10 protein-coding genes are annotated in these 12,907 nt (G+C 43.0%); all 10 read left to right on the forward strand.

Annotation, left to right across the window (positions count from 1 at the left end; genetic code table 11):
* The first annotated feature begins 43 nt into the window (after positions 1 to 43).
* The 10 genes from N1030_RS01160 (at position 44) to N1030_RS01205 (ending at position 12,881) form a co-directional block, all read left to right on the forward strand.
* A complete protein-coding gene (locus tag N1030_RS01160) occupies positions 44 to 655 on the forward strand; it encodes a VPLPA-CTERM sorting domain-containing protein (RefSeq protein ID WP_265827150.1) in 612 nt (203 codons plus the stop codon).
* A gap of 786 nt (positions 656 to 1,441) precedes the next feature.
* Positions 1,442 to 1,651 (forward strand): hypothetical protein, encoded by a 210-nt coding sequence (locus tag N1030_RS01165; RefSeq protein ID WP_265827151.1) that lies wholly within the window; start codon positions 1,442 to 1,444, stop codon positions 1,649 to 1,651.
* Between the two features lie 79 nt (positions 1,652 to 1,730).
* Positions 1,731 to 3,056, forward strand: a complete 1,326-nt coding sequence (locus N1030_RS01170) for a UDP-glucose dehydrogenase family protein (protein ID WP_265827152.1) — start codon at positions 1,731 to 1,733, stop codon at positions 3,054 to 3,056.
* Positions 3,057 to 3,070: 14 nt separating this feature from the next.
* Positions 3,071 to 4,507 carry a mannose-1-phosphate guanylyltransferase/mannose-6-phosphate isomerase gene (locus N1030_RS01175; protein WP_265827153.1) on the forward strand — a complete coding sequence of 479 codons (1,437 nt, stop codon included), beginning with the start codon at positions 3,071 to 3,073 and terminating at the stop codon, positions 4,505 to 4,507.
* The gene (locus tag N1030_RS01180; protein WP_265827154.1) at positions 4,507 to 5,868 is read left to right on the forward strand and encodes a phosphomannomutase/phosphoglucomutase; all 1,362 of its coding nucleotides are present in this window, start codon (positions 4,507 to 4,509) and stop codon (positions 5,866 to 5,868) included. Before N1030_RS01175 ends, N1030_RS01180 begins: the two co-directional genes overlap by 1 nt.
* 12 nt (positions 5,869 to 5,880) lie before the next feature.
* On the forward strand, positions 5,881 to 6,972 hold the full coding sequence (gene gmd / locus N1030_RS01185) for a GDP-mannose 4,6-dehydratase (RefSeq protein ID WP_265827155.1): 1,092 nt from the start codon (positions 5,881 to 5,883) through the stop codon (positions 6,970 to 6,972).
* Between the two features lie 8 nt (positions 6,973 to 6,980).
* Positions 6,981 to 8,039, forward strand: a complete 1,059-nt coding sequence (locus tag N1030_RS01190) for a GDP-L-fucose synthase family protein (RefSeq protein WP_265827156.1) — start codon at positions 6,981 to 6,983, stop codon at positions 8,037 to 8,039.
* A gap of 1,250 nt (positions 8,040 to 9,289) precedes the next feature.
* A complete protein-coding gene (locus tag N1030_RS01195; RefSeq protein ID WP_265827157.1) occupies positions 9,290 to 10,780 on the forward strand; it encodes an oligosaccharide flippase family protein in 1,491 nt (496 codons plus the stop codon).
* The gene (locus N1030_RS01200; RefSeq protein ID WP_265827159.1) at positions 10,780 to 11,682 is read left to right on the forward strand and encodes a glycosyltransferase family 2 protein; all 903 of its coding nucleotides are present in this window, start codon (positions 10,780 to 10,782) and stop codon (positions 11,680 to 11,682) included. The genes N1030_RS01195 and N1030_RS01200 overlap by 1 nt, the downstream gene beginning before the upstream one ends.
* The gene (locus tag N1030_RS01205) at positions 11,676 to 12,881 is read left to right on the forward strand and encodes an O-antigen ligase family protein (RefSeq protein ID WP_265827160.1); all 1,206 of its coding nucleotides are present in this window, start codon (positions 11,676 to 11,678) and stop codon (positions 12,879 to 12,881) included. Before N1030_RS01200 ends, N1030_RS01205 begins: the two co-directional genes overlap by 7 nt.
* The last annotated feature ends 26 nt before the right edge of the window (positions 12,882 to 12,907 follow it).

Below are 12,907 nucleotides of genomic sequence, written 5' to 3' on the forward strand. Positions count from 1 at the left end.
TTATTCGTGAGGACAATTGATTGATACCGAGATGGAGCACTCTATGAAACAGATTTGCAGGATCGTTGTAGTCACGGCGTTGGCTGTTTTTGCTAGCGGATTGGCGTATGCCGAATATTCTGTCAGTGATACCTACAACATGCTCTTTGGTACGAACTATTCAAATTATGATCTTTTCCGCAGTGGCAGAATGACAAAGCCTGCAAGCGAATGGACGCTTGGTGATATGAACACCTTGCAGGTTATGGTGATGGATACCGCAAGTACGGCAGACCTCTTTCTGAGCATCAACGGTGGGGAGAAAAAGATGTTCTTTGATAATGATGTCTGGACGCCTCCTACCAGAGGGTATGCCATTGGTTCTCCGATCGACCTTGCGAAGAGCTTTGGTATAACCCCCGACGACCACTTTTCTTTTTATGTTGGCGACACCCTTATTTCCAGATGCAATACAAGAATGTTTTTTGCCCCAGATCCGCTACAGGGCTTTCTGCTCGGGTTTAATGATAACGGCCGATGGAAGGCTGGTGACGGTGATATGAACGAGCCTATTCTCTACGCCAAGGTGAATCCTACCCCCATACCTGGAGCGCTCTGGCTATTGGGAACGGGGGTGCTCGGGCTTGTTGGCGTCCGGAGGTTTTCACATCAATAGATCTGATAGCAATACAGGTGAGAAAGGCTGGAGATCATCTATCCCTAACTTTCAGAGCAATGACAAACCCCGTCCGAAAAAGGGCGGGGTTTGTCGTTGTTCTGAGGGGGTACAAGAAGTTGCTGCAACCCATTGATTTCGTGATGTCGAGGGAGAGACTAGATACTAAGCGCGAGCTAATGTGCTGATATGTCAGGATGTGCTCGGGTGGGTTTTCAAATTTCCTGATACTTTGACCTACCAAATTGCCCCAGTTTCAGCAAGGGAAGATGGTCGCGAAAGGCTGTTCGGGAGGGACTTCCATGTTTCTATTTAAGCGGCGTTTTGCCGGTACGGTAGTGGTGTAGCAAAAAGCTGATTGTACGTTGCCTGACAAGGGATTTATTCACGTTTTTGAACTTGGTAAGGCGTAGTCCGGAAAAAACGGATTGCATGTGGCGCTCTTTGTGGGCGCGTTCTAATTATGACTTCATGCGCGGTGGGGGGGGGCAAGTTCGGTTATACTTTGCGCCTTTTGAAGCGAATTGGCTTTCGTTGGTTTAATCCTACCTACCTCTATCCGTTTTCCTGAAGTAGCAAGTTTTGGGATAACGGTCTTCATCTTCGTCTAGATTTATCTCATCCCCCCCCTTTTTAGGGTTTAATCCCCCAATAATCACTTCCAGAAAAAGCAGACATAATCTTGTCTGTTCTGTTAATGTGCTGAAAATAATGTTTAAAATTGTTCGGCACAGTGATTGCTTAATGTGATGATCTAAACTCACGTCTATTCATGGGGGGGCTCCAATGAAAAGCATTCATCGTGTCGTTTTGGCAATTGCTATGGTATTGACCTTTGCGTGTGCTGCTCAGGCTACTCCGCGTAATAGCTATGACGTTGATAATGTCACTGTGGGGGCATCACCGATATCTGGATCAGGCACTCTTTTGTTGCTTGGTTTTGGTTTAGTTGGACTTGTAGGTGTGCGAAGAGTTGCATCAGGCCGTAAGGTTTGATGGTAAGTATGAAGATATCTTTGAGCGCATGCTATTAAGGCATGCGCTCATATTTTTATGTTAATTTAAGGGCACGATAATGAATATTTGTATAGTCGGTACTGGTTACGTTGGGCTTGTGGCTGCCGCATGTTTTGCAGAGATGGGCAATAATGTAACGTGTGTTGATATAAATGAGAGCGTTGTAACTTCATTGAAAGATGGTGTTGTTCATATCTACGAACCAGGTCTAGAGCCTCTTGTAAAACGCAACTATTCAGAAAGACGATTACATTTCACGACAAAGCTTGAGGAAGGACTACTGAACTCAGCAGTTGTTTTCATCGCTGTAGGGACGCCTTCCAATCCTGATGGCTCTTGTAATTTGGAATATGTACATGGTGTTGCGCGTGAAATTGGTCGTTTAATCACACGAACGACAATTGTTGTTGATAAGTCAACAGTACCTGTTGGTACCGCTGATGCTGTTCGTGATATTATTTCCGAAGAACTTGTAGCTCGAGGGGAGTCTGTAGAGTTTCATGTTGTATCCAATCCGGAGTTTCTGAAAGAAGGCGATGCGATAAACGATTTTATGAAGCCGGATCGTGTTGTTGTTGGTACTGACAATGATGATGTCGCTGAAACTATGCGTATATTGTACGCCCCATTTGCACGTAGTCGCGATAAGATAATCGTGATGGGGGTGCGTAGCGCCGAAATGACGAAGTATGCAGCAAATTGCATGCTGGCTACAAAAATTTCCTTTATCAACGAGATCGCAAATATTTGTGAACGCGTTGGCGCTGACGTTCGAGATGTGCGAGTCGGCATTGGTTCCGATAGTCGTATTGGGTATCAGTTTATTTATCCAGGGGTAGGCTATGGGGGCTCATGTTTTCCGAAGGACGTTAAAGCTCTGATCAACACTGCGAAGGGTAATGAATTTACTCCCCATCTGCTGGATGCCGTTGAGCAGGTCAATGAGCGTCAAAAAGTTCGAATGGCTGAGCGTATTGAGGAGTATTTCGAACCGCTTGGTGGGGTCTCTGGGAAAACTCTTGCAGTATGGGGGCTGGCATTTAAGGCGAATACAGATGATATGCGCGAGGCCGCATCTATCAATATTATTGAACGATTAACTGCTAAAGGTATGTATATTAAAGCATATGATCCTGTTGCTGCAAGCAATGCTAGAGGGATTTTCTCGGGAAATCAAAACGTGAGCATAGTATCCGAGCAATATGAAGCTACGCAGTGTGCTAATGCGCTGCTTGTTGTTACAGAGTGGAATCAATTTAGGACTCCTGATTTTGAATTGATTAAATCTTCTTTAAAGTCTGCGGTGCTCTTCGATGGCAGGAACTTGTATTCTTCTAACTACTTAGGTGAGCTTGGATATCAATACTTTGCTGTAGGTAAATAGTGGTAGGAGGGGGCATGATAATTCCAGTTATACTCGCAGGGGGATCCGGTACTAGACTTTGGCCGCTGTCTCGCCAGTTATACCCAAAACAGTTCCTTCCTTTAGTGAACGGAAAAACTCTATTTCAGGATACGGCTTTAAGATTATCTCGTAATTCTGATTTTGATTCTCCTATTGTTGTATGTAGTGAAGATCATCGCTTTATGGTCGCTGAACAGGCTCGCGAGAAGAAGATTTCTCTCTCGAAGATTATTCTTGAGCCGGTAGGCAAAAATACAGCTCCTGCCACGTATGTTGCAGCTGAACAGGCTTGTCGTATTGATGAAAACTCTACTTTACTTGTGTTGCCTGCTGACCACCATATTAATAATGTGGAATTGTTTCTAGCAACGGTATCGAAGGGAAAGGAGCTTGCAGAGGCTGGGGCGTTGGTAACTTTTGGTATTGTGCCCAAATATGCCGAAACTGGGTATGGTTACATTGAACGTGGTTCAGTTACAGGTAACGTTGAAAGTGAAGCCTACACAATAAATAGGTTTGTTGAGAAACCGGATGCGGATACAGCTCAGACCTATGTTGATTCCGGTAATTTTTACTGGAATAGTGGTATGTTCATGTTTTCCGCGAAGCGTTATATGCAAGAGCTTGAGCGAGTTAACTCTACAATGGCGGAAGCTTGTCAGCTGGCTATAGCTAACGGCAAGCATGATCTTGACTTTTTTAGGCTTGATGCGGCGAGCTTTGCTGAAAGCCCAAGTGATTCCATCGACTATGCTGTTATGGAGCACACTTCAGCTGGTGCAGTCATTCCGCTTGATGCAGGTTGGAATGATGTAGGATCATGGAGTGCTCTTTGGGATATAAAAGAAAAAGATGCTCATGAGAACGTTGCGTTGGGGGACGTTATTACGCATGACGTACATGGGTCTTACCTTCATTCGACAGGGCGTCTACTTGCAGTAGTAGGTCTTCAAGACCATGTTGTGGTCGAAACCGCTGATGCTGTGATGGTCTCTCCGAAAGATCGCGTCCAGGATGTAAAAAAGCTTGTGAACACGCTCAAGGCCGACAGTCGTCCTGAGGCGCTTCTTCACAAGAAGGTATATCGCCCATGGGGCGCGTATGAAACTATCAATCTTGAAGAGCGGTTTCAGGTTAAGCGGATTACCGTAAAGCCAGGAGCTATTCTTTCTCTTCAAAAGCATCACCATCGAGCTGAGCATTGGATCGTTGTTAAGGGGACAGCCTTGGTTACTCGCGGTGAAGATACGATCATGCTCAAGGAAGAGGAATCTACTTATATTCCGCTTGGCTACCTTCATCGTTTGGAAAACCCCGGAAAGATAGATCTTGAGCTCATAGAGGTGCAAACGGGCAGCTATCTTGGTGAAGACGATATAGTCCGTTTTGATGACATGTATGGTCGTCATGACACCAAGGAGATTTCCTAATGAGGCCAATCTCTCGTGAAGTGTTCCGTACTTATGATATTCGGGGAATAGTTGGGGAAGATTTCGACGAAGAATGGGTAGAGCGTCTGGGGAAGGCCTGCGGTACCTACTTTCTGAGTAAAGCCTCCAAGGTGGCAGTTGTTGGTTATGATTGCTGCCAGACATCTCCCGGTTATGCCGGGGCGTTGACCCGTGGACTTAACTCAGTGGGTATCGGTGTTGTTGATATTGGGCAAGTGTCTACTCCGGCGTTTTATTATGCCGTAACTACTCTGGGTGAAACAGCGGGTGTAATTGTTACTGCAAGTCATAATCCATCGGAGTTCAATGGCTTTAAGATCTGGCAAGGTAAAAGCACCATTCACTCTGAGGCGGTACAGGGCATATATACTTTGATGGAAGCCGGAGTGTTTCCTGAAGGTAGTGGTTCTGTCATACAAAAGAACATTCTTCCGCAATACATTGCAGAACTCGCTGGTAGCGTTTCTTTAGGACGACGTGTGAAGGTGGTTGTGGACGGTGGCAACGGTGCTGGTGGTGATATTACTGCTGATGCACTGGAGGCCGCTGGCGCTGAAGTCGTTCGTCTGTTTTGTATGCCTGATGGGACTTTCCCAAACCATCATCCTGATCCTGTTGTTGAAGAAAACGTTGTCGATTTGAAACGAACCGTGCTCGCAGAACAGGCAGACTTAGGGATTGGTCTAGATGGTGATGGCGACAGAATTGGCGTGATTACCGAACAGGGCAACATGATGTATGGCGACCAGTTGGTGGCCATTTATGCCAGAGATATTCTTAAGTCCTTCCCCGGAGCTTCCATCATCGGCGAAGTTAAGTGCTCGCACTTGATGTACAACGATATCGTAGAACATGGCGGAAATGCCGTGATGTGGAAAACAGGCCATTCGTTGATTAAAGCACATATGCGTGAAATTGGCGCTAAGTTCGCTGGTGAAATGAGCGGACATATGTTTTTTGCTGATAGATACTATGGTTTTGACGATGCCACCTATGCGGCACTGCGGCTGGTTGAGATTTTAAGCCGTTCAGAAGCTCCTATGAGCGGACAGTTGAGTACTTGGCCAAAAACGTTTTCGACCCCTGAAATACGACTTGATTGTCCCGAGGAACTCAAGGCGCCTGTCGTCTCTAAGGCTGTAGAGTATTTCGGTGCTAAGTTTGACGCGATCGATATTGATGGTGTGCGTGCAATTTTTTCAGATGGTTGGGGGCTAATTCGTGCTTCTAATACGCAGCCTGTTTTGGTGCTGCGTTTCGAGGCTGAAACAGAGTCACGTATGAATGAAATTAAGACAATGTTTGAAGAAAAATTAAATCTTTGGATTGCAGAAGCATAAATAGGAACTGTCATGTCGAAAAAGGTTGCTCTTATAACTGGTGTTACTGGTCAGGATGGCGCTTATCTAGCTGAATTGCTGTTGAGTAAAGGATATGAGGTGCATGGTCTAAAGCGTCGTGCATCTTCTTTTAACACAGCGCGTGTTGACCATATATACTCTGATCTCCATGAAGATAATGTGCGCTTTTTTATGCATTATGGGGACATGACTGACTCCACTAGCTTGATTCGTCTGATTCAGAAAATTGTTCCGGACGAAATCTATAACCTTGCTGCTCAAAGTCATGTGCAGGTTTCTTTCGAGTCACCTGAATATACTGCTAACTCAGATGCGCTTGGTACTCTTCGTATTCTGGAAGCTATTCGCATTTTGGGGTTAGAAGGCAAAACTCGTTTCTACCAGGCCTCTACGAGTGAGATGTTTGGCAAGGTTGTCGAGACGCCACAGAAAGAAACAACTCCCTTTTATCCACGCAGCCCCTATGCGGCAGCAAAGGTGTATGGTTATTGGATCACGGTAAACTATCGTGAAGCCTACGGCATGTATGCCTGCAATGGTATCTTGTTTAACCACGAATCTCCAATTCGGGGTGAGACGTTTGTTACTCGCAAGATTACACGTGCAGTAGCGCGTATTCGCCTGGGGCTGCAGGATGAATTGTACCTCGGAAACTTGGATTCTAAGCGGGACTGGGGACATGCACGCGACTATGTTGAAGCGATGTGGCTGATGTTGCAGCAAGAGCAACCCGAAGATTTTGTCGTTGCGACAGGTCAAACGCAATCTGTGCGGGAGTTTGTTGAAAAAGCATTTAAAAGCGTTGGATTCATAATAGAGTGGGAAGGTGAGGGGCTTAATGAGGTCGGTCGGGATTCAATGAGTGGTAAGATTATGGTGCGAGTGGATAAGCGCTATTTCCGACCAACAGAGGTTGATTTCCTTTTAGGTGACCCCTCCAAGGCTAAAGAAAAGCTTGGCTGGCAGGCAACGGTTAGTATTGATCAACTTGTAGAGGAGATGGTTAAGGCTGACCTGCAAGAAGCTCAGCGTGACCATCTATGTAAAACCAGTGGGTTCCAGACTCTGAATAATTTCGAATAGGCTTAGCAATGAATAGACACGCAAAGATTTATGTTGCTGGGCATCGTGGGCTGGTTGGTTCTGCCATTGTTCGGCAATTAAAGGCTAAAGGGTATACCAACCTTGTCACTCGCACGCATAGTGAGCTCGACCTTTTGAACCAGCAGGCTGTTGCAGATTTCTTTGCTGCAGAAAAGCCGGAATACGTGTTTCTCGCTGCCGCGAAGGTTGGCGGCATTATGGCCAATAATACGTATCGTGGTCAGTTTATATACGAAAACATGACTATTCAGAATCATGTGATGCATCAAAGCATGTTGCATGGGGTGAAGCGTTTGGTTTTTTTGGGTAGTTCATGCATATACCCAAAGATGGCACAACAACCGATCAAAGAAGAGTATCTGATGACGGGTCCTCTGGAGCCGACCAATTCTCCATATGCAGTAGCAAAGATAGCAGGGATTGAAATGTGCCACGCGTATAATGCGCAGTATGGTACATCGTTTGTGCCTGTTATGCCGACCAATCTTTATGGGCCTGGAGATAATTTTGACCTTGAAACATCTCATGTGCTGCCAGCTTTGATGCGTAAGTTTTATTTAGGGAAGCTTGCAATGGACGGAGATTGGGACGCCATAGATACAGATGAAAAAAAATGGGGCAAGATTCCTGAAGATATCAAGAAGTCCATAGGCTGCTACGAAAGAGACGCGAGTAATTGCAAGGTTGTCCTCTGGGGGACGGGAAGTCCTTATCGAGAATTTCTCTACGTAGATGATATGGCTGATGCATGTATTTTCGTGATGTTTGAGAGTGATACAACAGAGTTGTTGAATATCGGAACAGGTGAAGATTTGATTATTAAAAAAGTCTCAGAGATTTTGGCAGCTGTTGTGGGGTATGATGGAGGCATTATATGGGATGTGACAAAGCCAGATGGAACTTTAAAAAAAGTATTAGATGTTAGTAAAATCAGCTTATTGGGTTGGCGCCCTCAGGTTGATCTGCAGGATGGAATTTCTCGGGCTATGGAATACTATACAAAAAAGTCGTGTGGATCAGGTGCTGGGTGTTCCAGTAAGGGATGAGCTGAGCTTATCTATAGATGACAGACACGAAGCGAGATGTTGTCGTCCACCCATGAAGGGAAGTAAATGTGAACGATCAGCTATTCGAAAGTGATCAAAAAGTTCGCCAGCGAGCTTGTTTCAGAGTGGAGTTCTCGTGCCGCGAAGCCGGGGAGTAGCTGGGGTGCAGTTCGTGGCAGTCTGTGAAGGGGGTAATCTTTGCGCGCTTGTGGGGGATTCCCTATTATTAAATAAACGCCACTATAAAGGATATTAAGGTGTTCCAAGAGGGGGATGCAGGACGTCGTCTTGAGAGCGACATCTCAAGAAAGCTGCGGGGATTTTGCCAAGGAGTCTCAGTAGATGTAGGCGTGGGTTAAGAGCCAAAACGGTGAGTATTCAAGAATATTATTTTCTATAATCGCCATGGTAAGTCCAAGCGGTTTTGGGGATGGATTAGTCCCATAGAGATTTCTTCAGCTAGCTGGTGTCAGTTGCTGCGAAAGACAGTGCAGTTTTATCACCAGTGAAGTATCCGAGTTTATGGATACCGAGAAATCGATAAGGGTTTCATAGAGGAAACGGACTTGCGGTGTTGTCGTAAGTTCGTAAGAAGAATCATGTAGTCGGATGAGCTGAATTCAAAGTGTGTCGTAGATGTTGCTATCCGGCAAATGTGAAAGTCTTTCCTTGTGTGGCCAAAGAGTTACTAGGTCATGTCAAACGTGGACGGCAGTAATAGCGTGTCTATAGCAGTTGAATGCGGGCTGTACCTTGCTGTTATTTTTGATTTGTTTTTGAAACGTGTGATGGCAGGGCAATGTCAGAGCGGACAGATATCCCAATTGCCTACCATGTCCTGATGGCTGCTGTTAAACATGTAAAGTCAGGCTCTGACCTAGAGCGTCATAGCGAGCATGGGTGGGCAATGTTCCAGTAGGATATTCACCTCTGTGCTTGATTGTTGAGGATTCTAATACAGCATGAGCCGAAGGGGGGAGGTCACAGGTAGCTTCTTCGGCAAACTCAAAGTGAAGAGGTGCGCTCGGGAAACAATGTCGCGCGCAATGTGCTTCGGCAGGAAGCCTTTCTCTCTCTTTTGAAGCGTTTTGTGATCGAAAAAGGCAGCAGGTTTTTCTTGGCTGTAAAAGTCCTGAGGCATTCGAACGGTAGTTTTATTGGATCAAAAAATAAGTGGCATGACTTCACGTTTTTTTATTTTTTTTTATAGCGCTTGAAGCTGAGTTCGAGAGGGAGGTCGTTTTAAAAAAATGATACGTGGGGTAATAAAGAATATCGGTTGGCTAACCATATTTCAGTTTGCTTTGCTTGCGCTTAACTTTTTCCTTTTGCCGTATTACGTCAAGATGGTCGGAATAGATGGGTACGGCATATACTCACTCATAAATCGATTTTTGGACTATGTTATTTTGTTTCAGATGGGGGTTGCTCCAACTATAGTTTACTTTGTTTCGCATCTGAAAAGCGATGTAGATGAGGAAAATGCAAGAGCGATAGTTGCTGTAGGGCTCAGTATACAAATCTTAGCTGGATGTATTATTGGATTGTTTTTTTATTTTTTTAGAAGTGAAATTTCTTGTTTTTTCACTTCAGGCGATAGTGTTGGCAAGTTGATGGATGGATTGATTGTTGGTTCTCTTAATTTGCTAGTTATTATGGTCACAGAGGTGTTTTTCTCAATATTGAAAGGTTTAAATTATTTTAGTATCTATAGTTTTTTAATTTTTATGAGATCGTTAATGTCATCTGTTTTAATATTAATATTTTTGTATAATGGATATGATGTTGTATATATGTTTGTTGCACGTTTAATTTCTGCATCATTAGTAATGGTGTTGTCTGTGCTGGTTGTGTATTATTATGCTAGGTGTTTGCTAAGGCTCGGTTGGTTTAAATTTAGAGAAGTGAAGTGTTTTTTTGATTTCGCTTCATGGGTAGTTTGTTCAAGGTTTTGTAGAGTTTTTATTGCATCATTTCCAACCGTTATCGTTGGTCGGTTTGTCGGTGTTGAGGGGGTTGGAGTATATAGTATTATAACACAGTTGATGGGAGTTATAAATTCTGTATTGGGGAATGCGTTGCAAGTGTTTTTTCCACTAGTTGGCAAATTGTCTCGAAATGATAATACGGTACGGAATAAGATATATATGTTGGCTAATGAGGTTGTATCTATTTTAACTACACCGGTTTTCGTTTTGCTTGTAGTTTATGCTGGTGTTGTTTTGGAGATGTGGGTTGGCCGTGAGGTTGCAGGGGTGGGAGCAGATCCTTTGCGTATTATGGTAGTAGCTTATTATTTGAGTTCTTTGACAATTATACCGTCGAATTTCATGTTAGGTACAAATAATGTTAAGTTGTTGGCGTTAGTTAATATTGTCCAGTGTTTTGTTATGGCGGCGTTTGTGTCGTTCTTAGTTAGTAGGTTTGGCCTGATGGGGGGGGCAGTTGGTATCGTCGTTGTGGAAGCGGTTTTTGTTCTCTCGATTGTGTACTTTAACAGGCGGATAATGGTCTGTGATAATGTTCAGTTTTTTCTATTTGATCGGGTAAAGTATTTGGGAGTGTGCGTTCTTCTTAGCGCACTTGCCTTATATTGGTACAACCCGTTGAGCTTGCATGAAGAGTCGATTTTGTCTTTTTTGATAGCGATATCCCTTGTCGGAGGAGTTCAGCTGGTAGTTAGTGTTTTGTTATCAAGTAAAGTGATTAAAGATGAATTAATTAAAATTGTGAGGAGATGATGTTGGGCTGTATCATATTGCCTGTTCATAACAGGATGCAGGTTACTATGGATTTTTTGCAAATGATCGATAAAGAACGAAAAAGATTGCAAATAGATGTAGTGGTGGTTGATGATGGGTCTGTAGATGGTACTAGTCGTGCAATAAAATCTAAATTTCCTGATGTTACTGTTCTAGTTGGAGATGGCAATTTGTGGTGGGCAGGTGGTGTTAATCTTGGTTTTGAGTATTGTGTAGATAAGTATTCATATTGTATTATTGCAAATGACGACATTAAGTTCGTGCCCGGTACCTTGACTCGTCTGGTTGGGATGTATTGCTGTGGCTGTAATCAGTTATACGGCGTTGTTACGTTAGATTGTAGTACTGGGAAGGTTGTCAAGTCTGGGATGGAAAGTAATCCTGGCTATTACCCGCGAGTGAGAGATGTTAATAGAGGTAAGTCTGTTAATCAGTTGGTTGCGAACTTTGTAGTTGATACAGTATCATCAAGGTTGCTTCTTGTGCCTTGTTCGGTAATACATGAAATAGGTGTTTTTGATGCTGCTAGATTTCCGCATAATTTTTCTGATCTTGAGTATGGCTTGAGGGCAAAGACAAAGGGAATTAAAACTGTCATATGTGTCGATTGTTGCATATACACAGAAGAGGATTGTAAAAAGAGTTTCTTTTTTAGTTTGAAGAATATGACACGCAAAGAATTTCTTCGTAGTTTTACAGATATAAGGTTTCCATGGATGTATAAAAGTCTGTTAAGATTCTGTTTCTGTCACCAGTCGCTTGTTAGGGGGGGGGTGTCGTTTTTGTTGTGTGTTGCTGCTTTGGTGAAGTGGGTTGGGGTGAAGTTGTTGGCTACGGAGAGTCTTAGAGGTTATATGCTAAAAGGGAAGATTTCGTGCTAGTCAGGTTCTTGGGGTTTGGCACCGTATGGTTGATGGTCATTTCCGTTCTTGTATTGAATTTTAATAAACTTGGATTAGTTGTTAATAATTATGTTAGTATTGGTGGTGTTGAGTTGTATCTACATGACTTTTCTTTTTTATTTTCGTTCTTTTTGATTATAATAAAGTTGAGAAGTCTGAAGTACGACAAAATTTTTTATTTTATTGCTTTAATACTTATATTTTCAGCAGTTAAAATATTTTGCGTACAAAATACTGTCAGTGTTGAGTTTTTGAGGCGGTATCTTACTTTGCAGTCTGGAATGGTTTTGCTTTATGCATGGTATGTGTTTTTTAGAGAAAAGTACTTGCATAGATTTGGCTGTATACTCATAGTCTTCACTATTTTAAATATGGTTCAGTATTTATTACATGTTTTTTCAGGTGGATATGAGTCACATCCTTTTGGTGGATTGGTATATTTTATTATTTCAATACCAATATTCTATTCCTTTCATGTGGTTTTAACTCGTGGAAATTATTTTTATTTCTTTCCTTTGGTATCATCTCTTGTTGTTTGTTTTTTGGAAGGGCATCGCAGTGGGATTGTCGCTCTTGTGATTTCTTTTTGTCTGTATTTTGTCCTTTCAAAGAGGCTGCTTAAAGGAGGTTTGCTGGCTGGAGTCGTTGTGTTGGTTGCCTTGGGTTACGTCGTGTTTGGGCCATCTGACTATGTTGTTGATATGATTGATCGCTATGAAACTACTTTTGACACTAAGCAGAAAAATTATGTTGGGCGGTTAGATGCCTACTCAAATACGTGGGCAACCATAGGTGAACGTGGGATATGGGGGAAGGATATTAGTGATGAATTGTATTCTCTTAAGAAGGCAAAAAAGCGAGAAGGAATAACCGTTCGTACTATATATTATTATGAGATAATACCTCACAATTATCTCTTGGAGATGCTTTTTTATTATGGTTATATTGGTTTCATTTTTTCTTTATTCATTGTTCTTGATCAAATTAGACTCATTTTGGTGTCAGTTAAAAATAGGGGGCGTGAGGATTTTGCTGTCGTGATATTGACTTCCGCTATGGTTTTTAATTTAGTGTTTAGCATGTTTAACGTATCAGGTACAACTCAATACTTGTCCTTTACATTTCTTCTTCCATACGTCTCTTTGCGGGCATACTATTCAGAATTGCTTGAAAAATAGTGTTGCTTTGAATGGTTGCATCTAGC

Source organism: Desulfovibrio mangrovi, assembly GCF_026230175.1.
Classification (GTDB): Bacteria; Desulfobacterota; Desulfovibrionia; order Desulfovibrionales; family Desulfovibrionaceae; genus Halodesulfovibrio; species Halodesulfovibrio mangrovi.

Bases quoted from the DNA above. Each gene is read 5' to 3' on its own strand.
- N1030_RS01160 (WP_265827150.1), top strand. From the start codon at position 44: ATGAAACAGATTTGCAGGATCGTTGTAGTCACGGCGTTGGCTGTTTTT.
- N1030_RS01165 (WP_265827151.1), top strand. From the start codon at position 1,442: ATGAAAAGCATTCATCGTGTCGTTTTGGCAATTGCTATGGTATTGACC.
- N1030_RS01170 (WP_265827152.1), top strand. From the start codon at position 1,731: ATGAATATTTGTATAGTCGGTACTGGTTACGTTGGGCTTGTGGCTGCC.
- N1030_RS01175 (WP_265827153.1), top strand. From the start codon at position 3,071: ATGATAATTCCAGTTATACTCGCAGGGGGATCCGGTACTAGACTTTGG.
- N1030_RS01180 (WP_265827154.1), top strand. From the start codon at position 4,507: ATGAGGCCAATCTCTCGTGAAGTGTTCCGTACTTATGATATTCGGGGA.
- gmd (WP_265827155.1), top strand. From the start codon at position 5,881: ATGTCGAAAAAGGTTGCTCTTATAACTGGTGTTACTGGTCAGGATGGC.
- N1030_RS01190 (WP_265827156.1), top strand. From the start codon at position 6,981: ATGAATAGACACGCAAAGATTTATGTTGCTGGGCATCGTGGGCTGGTT.
- N1030_RS01195 (WP_265827157.1), top strand. From the start codon at position 9,290: ATGATACGTGGGGTAATAAAGAATATCGGTTGGCTAACCATATTTCAG.
- N1030_RS01200 (WP_265827159.1), top strand. From the start codon at position 10,780: ATGTTGGGCTGTATCATATTGCCTGTTCATAACAGGATGCAGGTTACT.